Origin of the sequence: Streptomyces sp. NPDC005820, from assembly GCF_040630255.1 — a bacterium.
In the GTDB taxonomy this organism is placed as follows: Bacteria; Actinomycetota; Actinomycetes; order Streptomycetales; family Streptomycetaceae; genus Streptomyces.
This window is the reverse complement of sequence record NZ_JBEXXE010000034.1, coordinates 1-19,148: the sequence shown is the minus strand read 5'-3', so window position 1 is coordinate 19,148 and position 19,148 is coordinate 1. Positions and strand designations below refer to the sequence as shown.

The window sequence follows — 19,148 nt, the reverse complement described above, 5'->3', positions numbered from 1 at the left end:
CCGGTCCCTGGGGTGTCCTGCGTCGTACGCCGTGAGAGTGACGCGCGTGCGAAGCGGGAAGAGACGCCCCGTGTACGAGTCCGCGGATTCCTCGAGTGTGCGTGCTCTGCAACCCCTTCTCCACGACGTGGTGATCTGCGTCGCGGCCCCGGCCTTCGCCGCCTCGCCCCGGGACGGGCAGCTGCGCGGGCTGCGGGCGGAGGGCTTCTACGGTCATGACCGCAGGCTGCTGCACACGGCCTGTCTGCTGATCGACCGCCGTGAGCCGGAGCCGATCGGCGTGCAGCCCCTCGGGCCCGACCAGGTGCGGTTCACCTCCGTGCACCGCTACCCCGCCGACCGCACGGACGACCCCACCGTGATCATCGAGCGGGTGCGTACGGCCGGCCGGGGCGAGAGCATCCTGCTGCGCAACGTCGGCACGGTCTCCCGGCTGCTGCACGTGGAGCTGGCGCTCGCCACGGACCTGGCGGACATCGCCGAGGTGAAGCGCGGCCGGACCGGCCCACCGGTGCGGTGCACGGCCGACGGCCGGGGTCTGGTGTGGGAAACACCCACGGGCCGGGCAGAGGTCCGCGCGGCCGCGCCGGAGCACCCGTCCGGCGCCCCGGAGCCGGACCGCGGAAGCGGCATGTCTGAGCCCAACCGCGGGCCCATCACCCCAGAGCCGGACCGCGAGAGCGGCATGTCTGAGCCCAACCGCAGGCCCGTCACCCCGGAGCCGGACCGCGGGAGCGGCATGTCTGAGCCCAACCGCAGGACTGGCGCCCCCGACGGCAGGCCCGGCGCCCCCGAGCCGGACCGCAGGACGGGCACCCCGCCGGGCCGCAGGACGGGCACCCCGCCGAACCGCAGGACCGGCGCCCCCGAGCCCAACCGCAGGACCGGCGCCCCCGACGGTCGGCCCGGTGTCCCCGATGGCTTGGTGGGTTCCTTTCCCGCCGCTCCGCCCGGTGTCACCGACGGGCCGGAGGGCGGAACCTTCACCTGGCCACGGCTCCTGCTGCGGCCCGGTGAGAGCCGGCAGATCAGGCTGACCGTCGACGGGGGCGCGGTTCCCGCCCCGCCCGGGCATCCGGGGGCCCCGAGCACGGGGGCGCCGTGGAGCGAGCCGGTGGTGCGCGGGGACCGGCGGCTCGTCGCCCTGGTCCGGCGCGGGCTCGGCGACCTGGGGGCCCTGCGGCTGGCGGACCCCGAGCGCACCGCGCCCGACGGCCCCGAGGACCAGTTCATCGCGGCGGGCTGCCCCTGGTACCTGGCTCTGTTCGGGCGGGACTCGATCTGGTCGGCCCGGATGATGCTGCCGCTCGGCACCGGTCTGGCCCGTGGCACCCTGTGGGCGCTGGCCCGCCGCCAGGGCACGGCCCACGACGTGTTCCGCGAGGAGGCGCCGGGCCGGATCCTGCACGAGCTGCGCCCCGCCGACGCCGAACACGGCCACGGGCTGCGGCTGCCCTCGCGCTACTACGGCTCGGTGGACGCGACCCCGCTGTTCGTGACCCTGCTGGTCGAGGCCTGGCACTGGGGTCTGCCGGAGGCGGACGTGGCGGCGCTGCTGCCGTACGCCGAACGGGCGATGGAGTGGGTGCTGGAGACGAGCGCCGGGGACGAGGACGGGCTGCTGCGCTACTACCCGCGTCCGGGCGGGCTGCGCCACCAGTCGTGGAAGGACAGCGAGGACGCGGTGCGGGACGCGGCGGGCCGCCGTATCGAACCGCCGCTGGCGCTGTGCGAGGTGCAGGGATACGCCTACCAGGCGGCGACCGGACTGGCCGAGCTGCTCGTGGCCCGGGGCCGCAAGGAGGACTCGGAACGGCTGCGGCTGTGGGCCCGGGGGCTGCGTAAACGCTTCTCGGACGCGTTCTGGCTGGACTCGCCGAAGGGTCCCGCCCCGCGCTATGTGGCGATCGCGGTCGGCCGGGGCCTGGACCCGGTCAGCGGGCCGGCGTCCAACATGGGCCAGCTGCTGTCGACCGGGATCCTGGACCCGCGCGGCTGCCGGGACGTCGCGGCCTGGCTGGCCCACCCGGAGCTGAACTCCGGCTGGGGTCTGCGCAGCCGCTCCGCCGCGCTGCACGGCTTCAACCCGATGAGCTACCACGGCGGTTCCGTGTGGACCCATGACACGGCGATCGCGATCCAGGGGCTGTGCGCGGCGGGGTGCGCCGCCGAGGCCGCCCAGCTCGCCGACGGCCTCCTGGAGGCGGCCGCCCACTTCGCCTACCGGATGCCGGAACTGTACGGCGGGGACGCCCGCACGGAGGGCTCCCCCGCGCCGCTCGCCTATCCGGCGGCCTGCCGGCCACAGGGGTGGTCGGCGGCTTCGGGGGTGGCGGTGCTGTCGGCGCTGCTGGGGCTGCGGCCGGACGCGGGGCGGGGGACGTTGCACGTACGGCCGACGCCCTTCGGCCCGCTGCATGTGTCGGGGCTGCGGCTGGCCGGAGAGAACCTCTCGGTGTGGGTGGACCGGGAGGGCCGCAGCGGGGTGTCGGGGCTGCCGGCGGACTGGACCGTCACGACGGGCTGAGCTGCTCCCGGTACAGGTCGAGCATCGGTTCCAGATAGAACCGCCGCAGGTCGAAGTGGCGTACGACGTGCTCCCGGGCGCGTCGTCCCACCGCCTCGGCGCGGGCGGGGTCGTCGAGGAGCAGCGCGATGCGGTCGGCCAGTTTGGCCACGTTGCGGTCGGGCACCAGGAAGCCGATCTCCTCGTCCGCCTCGATGCCCTCGTCCAGTCCGCCCATCCGGGTGACGACGACGGGCCTGGCCGCGCACATCGCCTCCAGCGGGGCCAGCCCCATGGGCTCGTCGAACATCGACGGATAGACCACCACGGAGGCTCTTTCGTAAAGCGCCCGCATATGGTCCACTCCGGCCTCGGTGAATTCGACGACCCCCTCCGGAATGTTCAGTTCATCAATGAGTTTTTGCAATTCTCCATAGAATCCGACCGTCTCCCCATGGAAATCGACCGTGTTCTCGACACCCGTCCGCATGAGCACCAGTCGGGGCGTCACCCGGGGGCCGGGCCGGTTCTGGATGATGTGGTGCACGGCCCTGATCGCCAGCTCGGCCCCCTTGTCGGGGATCAGCCGCGCCGGGAGCAGCACCATCCCGGGTTCCTGCACCCCGGAGACGGGCACGTCGAGGTAGGCCGCGGTGTCGATGCCCAGGTAGCGGCGCTTGACCTTGAAGCCGAACTGGCGGGTGCACGCCTCGCTGAGGAAGTCGGAGACCGCGAAGTGGAGATGCCAGTCGCGGCAGGCCTCGGCCGCCGGATTCGACTTCTCGTGCCAGATGCTGTGGTACGTGTGCAGGAGCCGCAGGCCGAGTTCCTCCCGGAGTCCGGCGAGCGCGCGGGCCGGGGCGGCCGAGAAGTGGTGCAGATTGTGGCCGTGGACGATCCTGATGCCCCGACGGATGATCAACTCTCTGAACCAGGACGTGAGTTCGGGTTCGTCCGGGGCGGCGAACGCGTCCGGTGAGAGGTCCAGTGCCGAGTGCCGCTCGATGGTGATCGTGCCCTCGCCCGCGACGCCGGAGCGGCCCGGCACCGCCGCCTCGGGCGTCCCGGTGAAGACCGTGACATCCACCCCCTGCGCCGCGAGCAGGCGCGAGAACTGCCACAGATGGGTCTCCACCCCGCCCACACAGGGGGGAAAGGACCAGTGCACCAGTCCCACATGCATTCTCTGATCCTCCGTAGGAACAATTCTGCTGCACATATATGGAAGACGGAGTATGGCCCTTGGACAATGAGGGGTTCAACCTCGACCGGCGCGGGAATCGTCGCACACACGGCGCGGGCAGGGGATGTCATACCGGGGGAGCCGCCATGGGAGCGTCCAGGAGCAACGGGGACGGATCGGGCAAGAGGCTGTTGGTCGGTCTGTACACGGCCACGACGGGTTCGGTGGCGGTGCTGCCGATCGTGGCCGACCATGCGAACGGTCCGGCCCTGTGGGCCGTCGTCTCGGTGACGGGCCTTCTCGCCGCCGCCTCCGCCTTCTTCACCCGGCACTCGCTCGGGCGCGGCGCGGCCTCCTCCGCCGAGGAGCCGGGCTCCGCGGATCCTCCGTACGTCCCTCCGCACAACCTCCCCTCCCTCTCCCGCTACTTCACCGGCCGCGACACCGAACTGGGGCGCATCCGGGAGATGCTGACGGACGACGCCCAGCCGGACACCCGGCGGCGGATCGTCGTCATCCACGGCATGGGCGGCGCCGGGAAGACCCAGCTCGCCGTGGCCCACGCCCGCACCCACGCGCAGGCCGACACCGCGACGCTGACCTGGTGGCTGCCCGCGACCAGCACCGAGCGGCTGCGCGACCGGCTGCTCGAGCTCGCCGCCATCCTGGGGCTGCCCGCCCACGAGAGCGAGTACGTGGTCCTGTCCCGGCTGTGGGGCTGGCTGCGCGACAACCCGGGCTGGCTGCTGGTCTACGACAACGTGCAGCCGGACGGCGACGAGGCCGGTACGCCGGCCGACGGCCCGCACGGGCTGGAGCAGTTCCTGCCGTCGGACCAGTGCCGGGGCACGATCCTGGTCACCACCCGGGTCCGCCAGGGCTGGGCCGAGCTGACCGAGCACCGGCTGGAGCTGCTCGGCCTCAGCCCCACCCGGGGCCGCGCCTTCCTGCGGCTGCGCATAGACGGCGCGGCCGAGGACACCGAGGACGCGTCGCTCGACGCGCTGGGCCGGCAGCTGGGCTGGCTGCCGCTGGACCTGGAGACCGCGGGCGCCTACATCGAGCGGGAGGGCATCAGCGTCGAGGACTATCTGGCCCAGCTGCCCGAGCACACCTCGACGAACGGGTTCGAGACGTTCCGGCTGTCGGTGGAGAGGATCTCGCGCGAGGCCCCGGAGGCGGAGAACCTGCTGCGGCTCTGCTCCTACCTGGCCTCCGAGGACGTACCGCACTCCGCGCTGTACGAGCACCGGGCGGTGCTGCCGGACGGGCTGCGGCGGGCGATGGAGAGCGAGCGGGTCTTCCATCCCATGGTCCGTGAGCTGGTCGAGCACTCGCTGCTGACGGTGAGCGGTGACCAGCGCAGGGGCTCGGTGACGTTCGGGGTGCATCCGCGGGTGCGCCAGTTCATCCGCAGCCGGATGGACCAGGACGACCGGGTCCAGTGGTCGCAGGTCGCGGTGCGACTGGTGGAGGCCGCGTTCCCGGCCTGGCCGGAGCAGCCGGAGGCGCGCAGCGCCTGCGAGCGTCTGATGCCGCACGCCGACGCGGTGATCACCGAGGTGTCCTGGGCCTCGGACGACCGGATCGCGTACGGCACGGCCCGCCGGGCGCTGATCGAGTTACTCCACCGCGTCGGCGTCTACCAGGAGCAACGGTGCAACTGGACGCGCGCGCTGACCTTCTTCCAGTGGGAGGCGGAGCTGCGCCAGGACTCCGGCGCCCCGAACGGCGCGGACGCGCTCGGCCGGGTCACGGCCCAGCTCGCGGTGGCCCGTCAGCACTATCTGCTGGCCCACCTCGACGACGCGCACGACGAATGCCTGAAGGCGCTGGTGCAGTGCCGCCGGCACACCGGCGACGGCCCCGCGTTCGTCGAGCTGGAGGCGCTGTGCCACCGCCAGTACGGGGGCATCCTGCGCGAGAAGATCCTCTTCGACGAGGCGCTGGACGCGGTCCGCGAGGCCATCCGGATCTACGAGGCCCAGGAGGACCACGAGCCGGGCTGGGAGAGCCTGGAGTGGGCGGTCGCCGAGCAGGAGATCGGCATGATCCACCGCAACGCGGGCCGGCTCGCGCTCGCCCTGGAGTCGTACGCCCGCGCCGAGGCCCGCATCCCGCAGCGGGCCAGCCAGGTGCCGGCCCAGCATGTGCTGTTCCAGGCGATGCTGCGCCGGGACGTGGGGATCGTCGCGCAGGACCGCGGGGACCTGGGCACCGCCGAGGCCATGCTGGAGGACGCCCTCGCGGTGTTCCGGGAGCACCGGGGGCTGGAGGACTTCGAGACGTCCCAGGTGGCGAAGTTCCTGGCCGACGTCCGCCGCCGGCAGGCCGAGGACCTGCGCGAGCGGGCCCGGGCCACCTGGCATCCGCTGCGCCGGCGCGAGCTGCGCGAGCAGGGCGAGGAGAAGCTGCGCTCGGCGGTCGAGCTGCTGGAACCGGTGCTGGAACTGCACTACAACCGCAGCGAGGCCGAGCCGCACAAGTACGCCGCCTGCCTGAACAAGATGGGCTCGCTGCAGGCCGCGCAGGGACTGCTGGTGGCGGCCCTGGAGACGTTCGACACGGCGCACGGCATCTACACCCGGAAGTACGGCGGCGACCACCACTACCGGGCGAAGACCCTCTCCCGTCTCGGCCCGGTCCTGCTGACGGCCGGGGACCGGGCGGGCGCGGAGGTGGTGCTGCGCGAGGCCGAACGCATCTTCCGGGCGCGCCTCGGCGACGACCACCCCTCGCTGGTCGCGGTGTACGAACGGCTCGCCGAGTGCACCGACGACGAGCGGGAGGCCGCCGACTTCCTGGCCCGGGCCGAACGCATCGGCACGGCCCTGTGGCACGGCACCCCGCCCCCGCCGCCCGACGACACCCGCGAGGACCCGGCCCTCGTCGCGGAGACCCGACCCTCGTGAAAGCGTGCACAAGCGGCGGCCTACGATGGTGGGCGTGCCAAACGTGACCCGCGCCGATGCCGTAGCAGCGCTGCGCAACCCGCTCGCCTTCATCTCCGAACGCTGGACCCCCGCACCCCGGACGGTTCGGCGGGCGGCCCTGTCCGCGCTCGTGATGTCGGTGGTCATCGTGGTCACCGGCGGTGCCGTGCGCCTCACCGGCTCCGGCCTCGGCTGCCCGACCTGGCCCAAGTGCACCGCCGACTCGCTCACCGCGACCAGCGCGATGGGCTTCCACGGTGCCATCGAGTTCGGCAACCGCATGCTGACGTACGTCCTGTGCGCCGCCGTCGGCTGGGCGATCATCGCCGCGCGCGCGGAGAAGCCGCGGCGCCGGGGGCTGACCCGGCTGGGGTGGGCGCAGTTCTGGCTGGTGATGAGCAACGCGGTCCTCGGTGGGATCGTGGTGCTGGTCGGCCTCAACCCGTACACGGTCGCCTCGCACTTCCTGCTCGCCTCGGCGCTGATCGCGGTCGCCGTGCTGATGTGGCAGCGCACCCGGGAGGGTGACGGGGAGCCCCGGCCGCTGGTCGGCAAGCCGGTGCAGCAGCTGGTGTGGTTCCTGGTCGTCGCCTCGTCGCTGCTGATCGCGGTCGGCACCGTGGTGACCGGCGCGGGCCCGCACGCGGGTGACTCCAGCGAGGTCGAGCGGATGCCGCTGGACTGGGAGACGGTGGCGAAGCTGCACGCCGTGCTCGCGTGGATCGTGGTGACGCTGACCTTCGCCCTGTGGTTCATCCTCAAGGCGGTCGACGCCCCGCGCGGCCCCCTGAACCGCACCCGGGAGCTGTTCCTGGTGCTGCTCGCGCAGGGTGTCATCGGGTACGTCCAGTACTTCACGAACCTTCCCGAGGTGCTGGTGGGCCTGCACATGCTGGGGTCGGCGCTGGTGTGGATCTGGGTGCTGCTGGTGCTGCTGGCGCTGCGCGAGCGCCCGGCGGCGACGGTCGAGCTGCCGGGTCCGGCGGCGGAGGCGACGGTCGGCTCCACCGCTTAGCGGTCACCTCAACCGCCCAGCGGTCGCCTCAACCGCCCAGCGGTCGCCTCAATCGCCCAGCGGTCGCCTCAACCGCCCAGCGGTCGCCTCAATCGCCCACCGGTCAGCTCAGCCCGTACACCCGCCGCGCGTTCCCCGCCGCCACCATCCCGGCCACCCGCTGGGCGTCCGTGAGGGACCACGCGCCCTCGGCGACCCAGCCGCCCAGGACCCGGCCGAGGGCCTCGCGGAACAGCCGGGCGCCGACCACGTGCAGTTCGGGCAGTGCCTGCGCCCCGCTGGAGAAGAGGATCTTCCCGAACGGGGCGAGCTCCAGGATCTCGGCGAGGACCGTCGCGGCGCGGGCGCCGGTGCGGACGAGCGCGGCGCCGGAGTCGGCGTGGACGTGCGGGAAGACGGCGGCGAGGTGGGCGGCCTGGCGGTGGTAGGGGTAGCCGTGGAGCAGGATCAGGTCGGTGCCGAGGCCGGCGGTGGCGCGGACGAAGTCGGTCAGCAGCACGGGGTCGGTGCGGTCGATGCGCAGGCCCGGCTCGCCGAGCCCGGCGTGCAGTTGGAGGGGCAGTCCCGAGGCGACGGCGATCCACAGCAGGTGCCGTAGCAGCACGGGGTCGCGGAGCTCGCCGCCGACGCGGCGGGCGGCCAGCCAGCGGCCCGCGGCGCCCCGCACCTCCCCCGGGCCGGGCGGTTCGGGCGCCAGTGCGAGGCCGTGCCGGATCCCGGCGACGGAGGTGAAGGCGACGGCGCCGGCGGCGGCCGAGTGGACGGCCTCGGCGAGATTGGCGAGAAAGGCCTCGACGGTGCCGGAGGTGTCGGCGACCTGTTCGGCCAGCAGTTCGAGGCGGACGATCTCACGGGCGTCGGCGGCCCCGGCGGAGGCCAGCTCTTCCGGGTGGGTGAGGTCGCCGGGCAGTCCGGTGTCGACGAGGTAGGTCGTGATGCCGCTGCCGCGCAGCAGTCTGCGGCCCGACTCCAGTACGCCGAGCTCACGGCGCCGGGCGAGATAGCGGGCGGGTGTGCAGTGCGGTTCCAGGCCGAGCAGCGGGGGGCACCAGCGGCGTACGGCGAACCCGGTCTGGGTGTCGAAGAGGGTCGTACCGGGGGCGGGCGGGCCCTCGGTACGGGCCAGCTGGGCCTCGAAGGTGCCGAGACCCAGCTCGGTTCTGAGCACGCCGTGGCAGTACTGGTCCACCAGGGACGGCGTTTCGATCATCGGGACTCCCGCGACTGGACCTCGTACCGCTGAAGGTCCTAACGGGTGAACCCGGTGTCAGGTGTTGGGTCGGTCAGCCGTTGCTCGGTCCGCCCACCTGGATTCCGGCCATGCGGGTCCATTCGTACGGCCCGGTCCGCACCTTGGCCGCGAACTCGCCGTCGAAGGACTCGTGGACGGTGATCCCGGCCTTCTCGACGGCCTTCCGGGCGATCTCCACCGAGGGCGCGACGAGGTCGCCCCAGCCGCCGTCCTCGCCGACGAGGACGATCCGGGCCCCGCGCTCCCCGATGTACGCGACCTGGCCCTCGGCCCCGCCGTGTTGCTTGGAGAAGGCGTTGATCTGCTGGGCGAGCCGGGCGATGCGGCGCCCGTCCTTCGCGTCGACCTGCTGCGTGTCTGCCGTGTCTGCCATGGTCAGGATGCTACCGACGGGTAGATCGATCGGCGACGGCCGGGGTGAGTGACGCTTGCCTCAAGGAGGCCTACCTCAGGAACGGGTCCACCGCGATCGCCACGAACAGCAGCGAGACATAGGTGATGGACCAGTGGAACAGCCGCATCTCCTTCAGCTTCCCGCCCGTCACCTCGGCCTTCGCCCGGTTCTGCAGGGCGTGCGCCTCCCACAGCCACCAGCCGCCCGCCACCAGCGCGACGGAGGTGTAGAACCAGCCGGTGTAGCCGAGCGGGGTGAGCAGCAGCGACACCGCGACCATCACCCAGCTGTAGATCACGATCTGCCTGGCGACCACCTTGTTGGAGGCGACGACCGGCAGCATCGGGACGCCCACGCGCGCGTAGTCGTCCCTGACCTTCATGGACAGCGGCCAGTAGTGCGGCGGCGTCCAGAAGAAGATGACCAGGAAGAGGATCAGCGGGGCCCAGGACAGCGAGTTCGTCACGGCCGACCAGCCGATCAGCACCGGCATGCAGCCGGCGATGCCGCCCCACACGATGTTCTGCGAGGTGCGCCGCTTGAGGATCATCGTGTACACGACGACGTAGAAGAGGAGCGCCCCGAGCGACAGCCAGGCGGACAGCCAGTTGACGGTCAACCCGAACAGCAGGGTCGAGACCACCGCGAGGGTGATGCCGAAGGCGAGGCACTCGCGCGGCGAGACCATGCCGGTGACCAGCGGGCGCTGCGAGGTGCGGTCCATCAGGGCGTCGATGTCGCGGTCGATGTACATGTTCAGCGCGTTGGCGCCGCCCGCGGACAGGTAGCCGCCGACGCAGGTGAGCAGCACCAGGCCGAGGTCCGGCACACCCTGCTGCGCCAGGAACATCACCGGAACGGTGGTGATCAGCAGCAGCTCGATGATCCGCGGCTTGGTCAGCGCCACGAACCCCATGACCCGGGCCCTCAGCGGCCGCCGGCTCGGGCTCTGGCTCGTCCCGATCTCCCCCACTGCCCGAAAGGCGTGGGAGGTGCCCCCACCTACCGGACGGGATTCAACGGCCGTCACGCACACCCCTGACAGAGACTCCCAGCAAGCCTCCCCATGTGAATGCGGGGTAAAGGCTCGCGCGTACCACGCCACTGTAGACGTTGCCCATACCCCGGCCTTCGCGGGGGTGGGGTCGTGTTGGCGGGGGCCCCGGGGAGGGGTGCGCGAGGGGGTTCCGATGAGTCGTACTGGGGCTCGATTGAGCAGTCAGATGAGCGGCTCCGTATTCAAGTGCCAAGTGCGGTTCCGGCCGTCCGGCGGGCGGATCGCGGCAAGGCCCGGCAGTCTGGAATGACTCGAAAAAACGCACGTCCCCGCAGGGGTAGGCTCGACAGCGGCCGGTGGGCATCCAGCCACCCGGCAGCCGGTGGGCGCGTGCCCGGAACAGCCGGTATTCGACATGTGGAGAGGAGCCCTGACCCAGGGTGAGCACCAAGCCGACCACCACAGACCTCGAGTGGACCGCATTGGACCAGCGGGCCGTCGACACCGCCCGTGTCCTGGCCGCCGACGCCGTACAGAAGGTCGGCAACGGCCATCCCGGTACGGCGATGAGCCTGGCGCCTGCCGCCTACACCCTCTTCCAGAAGGTGATGCGGCACGACCCGGCGGACGCCGACTGGGTGGGCCGCGACCGTTTCGTGCTGTCCGCGGGCCATTCGTCCCTGACCCTCTACACCCAGCTCTACCTGGCCGGTTTCGGCCTTGAGCTGGACGATCTGAAGAGCTTCCGCACATGGGGTTCGAAGACCCCGGGTCACCCCGAGTACGGCCACACGGTGGGCGTCGAGACCACCACCGGCCCGCTGGGCCAGGGTGTCGCGAACGCCGTCGGCATGGCGATGGCCGCCCGCTACGAGCGCGGTCTGTTCGACCCGGAGGCCCCCGAGGGCGAGTCCCCCTTCGACCACTTCGTGTACGTGATCGCGGGTGACGGCTGCCTCCAGGAGGGCATCTCCGCCGAGGCATCCTCGATGGCCGGCCACCAGAAGCTGGGCAACCTGGTCCTGCTGTGGGACGACAACCACATCTCGATCGAGGGCGACACGGAGACGGCCGTCTCCGAGGACACCGTCAAGCGGTACGAGGCCTACGGCTGGCATGTGCAGCGCGTCGCCCCGAAGCCGGACGGCGACCTCGACCCGCACGCCCTCTACAACGCGATCGAGGCCGCGAAGCAGGTGACGGACAAGCCGTCCTTCATCGCGATGCGCTCGATCATCGCCTGGCCCGCCCCCAACGCGCAGAACACCGAGGCCGCGCACGGCTCGGCGCTCGGCGACGACGAGGTGGCGGCGACCAAGCGCGTCCTCGGCTTCGACCCGGAGCAGACCTTCGAGGTCGCCGACGACGTCATCGCCCACACCCGGGGGGCGCTGGAGCGCGGCGCGGACGCGAAGGCCGAGTGGGAGAAGTCCTTCCAGCTGTGGCGGGACGACAACGCCGAGCGCGCCGCCGAGTTCGACCGGATCGCCGCGGGCGAGCTGCCGGCCGGCTGGGAGGAGAAGCTCCCGGTCTTCGAGCCCGGCAAGGGTGTCGCCACGCGTGCCGCCTCCGGCAAGGTGCTCCAGGCGCTCGGCGCGGTGGTTCCGGAGCTGTGGGGCGGCTCGGCCGACCTGGCCGGCTCCAACAACACGACGATCGACAAGACGTCGTCGTTCCTCCCGGCGGACAACCCGCTGCCGGAGGCGAACCCGTACGGCCGCACGATCCACTTCGGCATCCGCGAGCACTCCATGGCCGCGGAGATGAACGGCATCGCGCTGCACGGCAACACCCGTGTCTACGGCGGCACGTTCCTCGTGTTCTCCGACTACATGCGCAACGCCGTCCGGCTCTCGGCGCTGATGCACCTGCCGGTGACGTACGTGTGGACGCACGACTCCATCGGTCTCGGCGAGGACGGCCCGACCCACCAGCCGGTCGAGCACCTGGCCTCGCTGCGCGCCATCCCGGGCCTGAACGTGGTCCGTCCGGCCGACGCCAACGAGACCGCGATCGCCTGGCGCGAGATCCTCAAGCGGTACACCAAGGTCTTCGGCGAGGGCGCCCCGCACGGTCTGGCGCTGACCCGTCAGGGCGTGCCGACGTACGAGCCCAACGAGGATGCCGCTCGTGGCGGTTACATCCTCTTCGAGGCGTCGAACGGCGCGCCGGAGGTCATCCTCATCGCCACCGGTTCCGAGGTGCACGTGGCCGTCGAGGCGCGCGAGGCGCTGGAGGCCGACGGGGTGGCGACGCGGGTGGTGTCCATGCCGTCCGTGGAGTGGTTCGAGGAGCAGGACCGGGGGTACCGGGACAGCGTCCTGCCGCCGTCCGTGAAGGCGCGTGTGTCGGTCGAGGCGGGTATCGGTCTGACGTGGCACAAGTACGTCGGGGACGCCGGCCGCATCGTTTCCCTGGAGCACTTCGGTGCTTCCGCCGACGGCAAGGTCCTCTTCCAGGAGTACGGCTTCACTGCCGAGAACGTGGCGGCGAAGGCGCGGGAATCCCTCGCCGACGCCCGGCGCTGACGCTCACATACGACACGTAGGAGATGCATTTTCCATGACAGACGCACTCAAGCGCCTCTCCGAGGAGGGCGTCGCGATCTGGCTGGACGACCTGTCGCGCAAGCGGATCACGTCCGGCAACCTGGCCGAGCTGATCGACCAGCAGCACGTCGTGGGCGTCACCACCAACCCGTCGATCTTCCAGAAGGCGATCAGCGGCGGCGACGGCTACGAGCAGCAGGTCGCCGACCTCGCGGCCCGCAAGGTCACCGTCGAAGAGGCCATCCGCATGATCACCACGGCGGACGTCCGGGACGCGGCCGACATCCTGCGCCCGGTCTTCGACGCCACCGGCGGTCAGGACGGCCGGGTGTCGATCGAGGTCGACCCCCGCCTCGCCCACAACACACGCGCCACCGTCGCCGAGGCCAAGCAGCTGGCCTGGCTGGTCGACCGCCCCAACACGCTGATCAAGATCCCGGCCACCAAGGCGGGTCTGCCGGCCATCACCGAGGTCATCGGCAACGGCATCAGCGTCAACGTCACGCTGATCTTCTCGCTGGAGCGCTACCGCGAGGTGATGGACGCCTACCTGGCCGGTCTGGAGAAGGCCAAGGAGAAGGGTCTCGACCTCTCGCTGATCCACTCGGTGGCCTCCTTCTTCGTGTCCCGCGTGGACACCGAGATCGACAAGCGCCTGGACGCGCTGGGCACCGACGAGGCGAAGGCCGCGCGCGGCAAGGCCGCCGTCGCCAACGCCCGGCTCGCCTACGAGGCGTACGAGGCGGTGTTCTCGACCGAGCGCTGGAACAAGCTGGAGAGCGCCGGCGCCAACAAGCAGCGTCCGCTGTGGGCCTCCACCGGTGTGAAGGACCCGGCGTACAAGGACACCCTGTACGTCGACGAGCTCGTCGCGCCGAACACGGTCAACACCATGCCGGAGGCCACCCTCCAGGCGACCGAGCAGCGCGGTGAGATCACCGGTGACACCGTCGCCGGCACCTACGAGCAGGCCCGTGCCGACATCGAGGCCGTCGAGCGGCTGGGCATCTCGTACGACGAGGTCGTGCAACTGCTCGAGGACGAGGGCGTGGAGAAGTTCGAGGCGTCCTGGAACGACCTGCTCAAGTCGACGGAGGCGGAGCTGGAGCGCCTCGCTCCTTCGGAGGGCTGATTCCTTGCCTCCCCTTTCCGGTTCCGGAGCGAACCCGCTTCGCGACCCCGCCGACCGACGGCTCCCGCGTATCGCGGGGCCGTCGGGCCTGGTCATCTTCGGCGTCACGGGCGACCTGTCGCGCAAGAAGCTGATGCCCGCCGTGTACGACCTCGCCAACCGGGGTCTGCTGCCGCCGGGTTTCTCGCTGGTCGGGTTCGCCCGCCGCGAGTGGGCGCACGAGGACTTCGCGCAGGTGGTCCACGACGCCGTCAAGGAGCACTCCCGCACGCCCTTCCGTGAGGAGGTGTGGCAGCAGCTCATCCAGGGCATGCGCTTCGTCCAGGGCACCTTCGACGACGACGACGCCTTCGAGCGGCTGCGCGCGACGATCGGGGAGCTCGACAAGGCACAGGGCACGGGCGGCAACTTCGCCTTCTACCTGTCCGTGCCGCCGCGGTCCTTCCCGGTGGTCATCCAGCAGCTGAAGAAGCACGGGCTGGCCGACCAGACGAAGGACTCCTGGCGGCGTGCCGTCATCGAGAAGCCGTTCGGGCACGACCTGGCCTCCGCGGAGGAGCTCAACAAGGTCGTCCACGAGGTCTTCGCCCCGGACCAGGTCTTCCGCATCGACCACTACCTGGGCAAGGAGACCGTCCAGAACATCCTGGCGCTGCGGTTCGCCAACACGATGTTCGAGCCGATCTGGAACCGGTCCTTCGTGGACCATGTGCAGATCACGATGGCCGAGGACATCGGCATCGGCGGCCGGGCGGGCTACTACGACGGCATCGGCGCCGCCCGTGACGTCATCCAGAACCACCTGCTCCAGCTGATGGCGCTCACCGCGATGGAGGAGCCCGCCTCCTTCGACGCGGACGCGCTGGCCGCGGAGAAGACCAAGGTGCTCGGGGCGGTACGACTGCCCGAGGACCTGGGCCGGGACACCGTGCGCGCCCAGTACTCGGCCGGGTGGCAGGGCGGCGAGAAGGCCATCGGCTATCTCGAAGAGGACGGCATCGACCCGAAGTCGAAGACCGACACCTACGCGGCCATCAAGGTCGAGGTGGACAACCGCCGCTGGGCGGGCGTCCCCTTCTATCTGCGCACCGGCAAGCGGCTCGGCCGCCGGGTCACCGAGATCGCGGTCGTCTTCCAGCGCGCCCCGCACTCCCCCTTCGACCACACGGCGACGGAGGAACTCGGGAAGAACGCGATCGTCATCCGCGTCCAGCCCGACGAGGGCGTGACCGTCCGCTTCGGCTCCAAGGTGCCCGGCACCTCGATGGAGATCCGGGACGTGTCCATGGACTTCGCCTACGGCGAGTCGTTCACGGAGTCCTCGCCGGAGGCGTACGAGCGCCTCATCCTCGATGTGCTGCTCGGCGACTCGAACCTCTTCCCCCGCACGGAAGAGGTGGAGCTGTCCTGGAAGATCCTCGACCCGATCGAGCGGTACTGGGACGAGAACGGCCGGCCCGCGCAGTACCCGGCCGGTACCTGGGGGCCCGTCGAGGCGGACCAGATGCTCGAACGAGACGGACGGAGCTGGCGCCGGCCATGAAGATAGACCTCACGGACACCACCGCCAGCAAGATCAACAAGGCGCTGGTGCAGGGCCGCCGGGCGATCGGCACGCCGGCCGTGGGCATGGTGCTCACACTCGTCATCGTCACCGACGAGGAGAACGCGTACGACGCGCTCAAGGCCGCCAACGACGCCTCCCGCGAGCACCCCTCGCGCACGCTCCTGGTCATCCGGCGCGTCTCGCGCACGCCCCGCGACCGCACGCAGTCCCGGCTGGACGCCGAGGTGCGGGTGGGCGCGGACGCGGGCACCGGCGAGACGGTCGTGCTGCGGCTGTACGGCGAGGTGTCCGACCACGCCCAGTCGGTGGTGCTGCCGCTGCTGCTGCCGGACGCCCCGGTCGTCGTGTGGTGGCCGGTGCACGCCCCGCTGGACCCGGCCGCCGACCCGCTCGGCGCGCTGGCCCAGCGCCGGGTCACCGACACCTACGCCTCCGAGCAGCCGGTGCGTGAGCTCGGCGCCCGCTCCGACACCTACTCCCCCGGTGACACGGACCTGTCGTGGACCCGCATCACGCCCTGGCGTTCGATGCTGGCCGCGGCCCTGGACCAGGTCACCTGCGAGGTGGAGTCGGTCGAGGTGGAGGGCGAGGAGTTCAATCCGAGCTGCGAGCTGCTGGCGATGTGGCTCGCGGACCGGCTGGACGTCCCCGTGCGGCGCTCGCTGTCCGGCGGCCCGGGGCTGACGGCCGTGCGCATGGCCACCAGCAGTGGGCCGATCACCCTGGACCGGGCCGACGGTTCGCTGGCCACGCTCTCCATCGAGGGCCAGCCCGACCGCGCGGTGGCGCTCAAGCGCCGTGACACGGCCGAGTTGATCGCGGAGGAGCTGCGCCGCCTCGACCCGGACGACACCTATGCCTCCGCGCTGCGGTTCGGGGTGGAGCGGCTGAACGCGTCGGCGGCGGTGCCGGCGCCGGCCGGAATCGAGAAGGCCCGGGCCGCCCTGGAGAAGGCCGAGGCGGCGCTGGTGCAGGCCGGGGCCGCGGTGGAGCAGGCGGAGGTGGACGCCGAGCCGGCCAAAGGAGAACGGGACGGCGAGGACGGCGTCGAAGGCCCTGCGCAAGCTTCCGGGGCGGAAGGGTCGGCGCCGGAACCACTGAAGCCGGAACCGGTGCCGCCGGTCCCTTCCGGACTGTCCGGCAAGGCGGCGCGGTGACCGCCCCTCAGCTGGTCGTGCACCGCGACAAAGAGCTGATGGCGCAGGCCGCCGCGGCCCGCCTCATCACGCGGATCGTCGACGCGCAGGCCTCCCGGGGCTTCGCGTCGGTGGTCCTCACCGGCGGCCGCAACGGCAACGGTCTGCTGGCCGCGCTGGCGTCCGCGCCGGCCCGGGACGCGATCGACTGGGCCCGGCTCGACCTGTGGTGGGGCGACGAACGGTTCCTGCCCGAGGGCGATCCGGAGCGCAACGTCACCCAGGCCCGCGAGGCCCTGCTGGACGCCGTACCGCTGGACCCGAAGCGCGTGCACGCCATGCCCGCGTCCGACGGTCCGTACGGCGCCGACGTCGAGGCCGCCGCGGAGGCGTACGCGCGGGAGCTGGCCCGTGCGGCCGGTCCCGAGAACCATGGCGCCGTGCCCACCTTCGACGTCCTGATGCTGGGCGTCGGCCCGGACACCCATGTGGCCTCGCTCTTCCCCGAGCTGCCGGCCGTACGGGAGACCGAGCGCACGGTGGTCGGGGTGCACGGCGCGCCGAAGCCCCCGCCGACGCGGGTCACGCTGACCCTGCCGGCCATCCGGGCGGCCCGTGAGGTGTGGCTGCTCGCGGCGGGCGAGGACAAGGCGAACGCCGCGGCGATCGCCCTGTCGGACGCGGGCGAGATCCAGGCCCCGGCGGCGGGCGCCCGCGGCCGGGCCCGCACCCTGTGGCTCCTGGACCGGGCGGCGGCCTCTCAGCTGCCGAGGTCGCTGTATCCGCCGGCGTCGGCCTGACGGACCCGGCTCCGTGCAGAACCCGTACGGTCGGGCACCGTACGGGTTCTGTCCGTTGTGGGCGCTGTACCGGGGTACGGCGGGGTGGCCGGGTGGGCCATGAGACGGATGCCGTAGTGCTCTTTGAGGCGATGGGTCTCCAGCAGGGCGATCGCCGTGACCGTCACCGGGGCGGACAGGATGCACAGGACTCCGACGAGGTTGTCCATGCCGCGCTCTTCGGGGCTGATCAGGTCGGGAACGGCCATCACCCAGCTCGTCACGGTGGCGAGCAGCGGCGGCAGACAACGGTGCACCGCGGCGGTGCCGAAGAAGTTGCCGGTGAGCATGACCGCACCCCAGATCACGAAGAGGGCCATCCACAGGCCCAGCCCGCTCAGGACGATCTTCGGGATCGTGCCCACCTTGTCGCCGAACACGAACAGTTCGAAGCAGACGAGGGCCGAGGCGGTGAAGAGTGAGAGCAGTTTGACCGTGTCGAGGAGGCGCGCCCGCATCCGGCGCACGGTGCCACCTCGCCGCCAGACCAGGAGCATCACACCGGTCGTCAGCGGGGTGACGCAGAAGAGCACGATCGATGCGATCGTGGCGTTCCTCGGCAGATCCACCCAGGAGAACCCGGTCTCGATGACCAGGTGGACGCCGAGGGCCGCGACGAATCCGACGGCGACCCTGGCCTTCTTGAGCCGCTCCACCGTGGGGTCGAGCGCCTCCGGGATCCATGCGGGGTGGAACACCGCCCGGGCCGCGCGATGGGGCAGCAGGATGGACCCGGCCGTCAGGTCACCGTCGGTCCACCGTCTGCGGTGTGCGTTGCCCACGTGAGGCTCCCGGGCAGTCGTGTGCATGATCGCCCGGGAGTCTACACACGGGATGTTGTCGGCTAGTGGCCGCGCAGCTCGCGGTACTTGGCGACCAGCGCCCGGGTGGAGGCGTCCAGTCCGGGGACCTCGGCGCCTTCGGTGAGGGCGGGTTCGACGCGCTTGGCGAGGACCTTGCCGAGCTCCACGCCCCACTGGTCGAAGGAGTCGATGTTCCACACGGCGCCCTGCACGAACACCTTGTGCTCGTAGAGGGCGACGAGCTGGCCGAGGACGGACGGGGTCAGCTCGGCGGCGAGGATCGTGGTCGTCGGGTGGTTGCCCTTGAACGTCTTGTGGGCCACCAGCTCCTCGGGCACGCCCTCCGCGCGCACCTCCCCGGGCGTCTTGCCGAAGGCCAGCGCCTGCGTCTGGGCGAAGAAGTTGGCCATCAACAGGTCGTGCTGGGCCTTGAGTTCGTCGCTCAGCTCGTCGACCGGACGGGCGAAGCCGATGAAGTCCGCCGGGATCAGCTTCGTGCCCTGGTGGATCAACTGATAGTAGGCGTGCTGCCCGTTGGTGCCGGGCGTGCCCCAGACGACCGGCCCGGTCTGCCAGTCGACCTCCTTGCCGTCCCGGCCGACGTACTTGCCGTTCGACTCCATGTCCAACTGCTGGAGGTAGGCGGCGAACTTGGACAGGTAGTGGCTGTACGGCAGCACGGCGTGGGACTGGGCGTCGTGGAAGTTGCCGTACCAGATGCCCAGCAGGCCGAGCAGCAGCGGCACATTGGCCTCGGCGGGGGCGGTGCGGAAGTGCTCGTCGACGAGGTGGAAGCCGTCGAGCATCTCGCGGAAGCGGTCCGGGCCGATGGCGATCATCAG

At 71.4% G+C, this 19,148-nt stretch carries 13 protein-coding genes and 1 pseudogene; 8 read left to right on the top strand and 6 right to left on the bottom strand.

Annotated elements, in window-relative coordinates:
- Window positions 1–97: 97 nt before the first annotated feature.
- Window positions 98–2,527, top strand: coding sequence for a glycogen debranching N-terminal domain-containing protein (locus ABZ464_RS34610; RefSeq protein WP_359283765.1), 2,430 nt, complete (start codon window positions 98–100; stop codon window positions 2,525–2,527).
- Here the strand turns inward: ABZ464_RS34610 and ABZ464_RS34605 are convergent.
- Window positions 2,514–3,689, bottom strand: a complete 1,176-nt coding sequence (locus tag ABZ464_RS34605; RefSeq protein WP_359283763.1) for a glycosyltransferase family 4 protein — start codon at window positions 3,687–3,689, stop codon at window positions 2,514–2,516. The two genes, ABZ464_RS34610 and ABZ464_RS34605, sit on opposite strands and share 14 nt — an antisense overlap.
- A 146-nt stretch (window positions 3,690–3,835) precedes the next feature.
- On the opposite strand from ABZ464_RS34605, the gene ABZ464_RS34600 reads away from it, so the two are divergent.
- Window positions 3,836–6,601 carry a tetratricopeptide repeat protein gene (locus tag ABZ464_RS34600; RefSeq protein ID WP_359283760.1) on the top strand — a complete coding sequence of 922 codons (2,766 nt, stop codon included), beginning with the start codon at window positions 3,836–3,838 and terminating at the stop codon, window positions 6,599–6,601.
- 25 nt (window positions 6,602–6,626) lie between these two features.
- Entirely contained in the window at window positions 6,627–7,637 is a 1,011-nt protein-coding gene (locus tag ABZ464_RS34595; RefSeq protein ID WP_359283757.1) for a COX15/CtaA family protein, read from the top strand.
- A gap of 103 nt (window positions 7,638–7,740) precedes the next feature.
- On the opposite strand, the gene ABZ464_RS34590 is transcribed toward ABZ464_RS34595, so the two are convergent.
- The 3 genes from ABZ464_RS34590 to ABZ464_RS34580 form a co-directional block, all read right to left on the bottom strand.
- Complete coding sequence (locus ABZ464_RS34590; RefSeq protein WP_359283754.1) at window positions 7,741–8,847, bottom strand: amidohydrolase family protein; 1,107 nt, start codon at window positions 8,845–8,847, stop codon at window positions 7,741–7,743.
- Between the two features lie 73 nt (window positions 8,848–8,920).
- A complete protein-coding gene (locus tag ABZ464_RS34585) occupies window positions 8,921–9,262 on the bottom strand; it encodes a hypothetical protein (protein ID WP_359283751.1) in 342 nt (113 codons plus the stop codon).
- Window positions 9,263–9,332: 70 nt separating this feature from the next.
- Complete coding sequence (locus ABZ464_RS34580; RefSeq protein WP_359283749.1) at window positions 9,333–10,256, bottom strand: heme o synthase; 924 nt, start codon at window positions 10,254–10,256, stop codon at window positions 9,333–9,335.
- Between the two features lie 464 nt (window positions 10,257–10,720).
- On the opposite strand from ABZ464_RS34580, the gene tkt reads away from it, so the two are divergent.
- The 5 genes from tkt to pgl are packed head-to-tail and all read left to right on the top strand — an operon-like array spanning window position 10,721 to window position 17,464.
- Entirely contained in the window at window positions 10,721–12,808 is a 2,088-nt protein-coding gene (tkt, locus tag ABZ464_RS34575) for a transketolase (RefSeq protein ID WP_359283746.1), read from the top strand.
- A gap of 34 nt (window positions 12,809–12,842) precedes the next feature.
- Window positions 12,843–13,961 carry a transaldolase gene (gene tal, locus ABZ464_RS34570; RefSeq protein WP_359283743.1) on the top strand — a complete coding sequence of 373 codons (1,119 nt, stop codon included), beginning with the start codon at window positions 12,843–12,845 and terminating at the stop codon, window positions 13,959–13,961.
- Between the two features lie 4 nt (window positions 13,962–13,965).
- A complete protein-coding gene (zwf, locus tag ABZ464_RS34565) occupies window positions 13,966–15,504 on the top strand; it encodes a glucose-6-phosphate dehydrogenase (RefSeq protein WP_359283741.1) in 1,539 nt (512 codons plus the stop codon).
- Entirely contained in the window at window positions 15,501–16,685 is a 1,185-nt protein-coding gene (opcA, locus tag ABZ464_RS34560) for a glucose-6-phosphate dehydrogenase assembly protein OpcA (RefSeq protein ID WP_359283739.1), read from the top strand. Before zwf ends, opcA begins: the two co-directional genes overlap by 4 nt.
- Window positions 16,682–17,464 (top strand): 6-phosphogluconolactonase, encoded by a 783-nt coding sequence (gene pgl / locus ABZ464_RS34555; RefSeq protein ID WP_359283737.1) that lies wholly within the window; start codon window positions 16,682–16,684, stop codon window positions 17,462–17,464. Before opcA ends, pgl begins: the two co-directional genes overlap by 4 nt.
- On the opposite strand, the gene ABZ464_RS34550 is transcribed toward pgl, so the two are convergent.
- Together ABZ464_RS34550 and ABZ464_RS34545 are read right to left on the bottom strand one after the other, a co-directional pair.
- Window positions 17,425–18,285, bottom strand: coding sequence for a hypothetical protein (locus ABZ464_RS34550; RefSeq protein WP_359283735.1), 861 nt, complete (start codon window positions 18,283–18,285; stop codon window positions 17,425–17,427). The two genes, pgl and ABZ464_RS34550, sit on opposite strands and share 40 nt — an antisense overlap.
- Window positions 18,286–18,347: 62 nt before the next feature.
- Window positions 18,348–19,148, bottom strand: a pseudogene (locus ABZ464_RS34545) (glucose-6-phosphate isomerase); the annotation flags it as partial.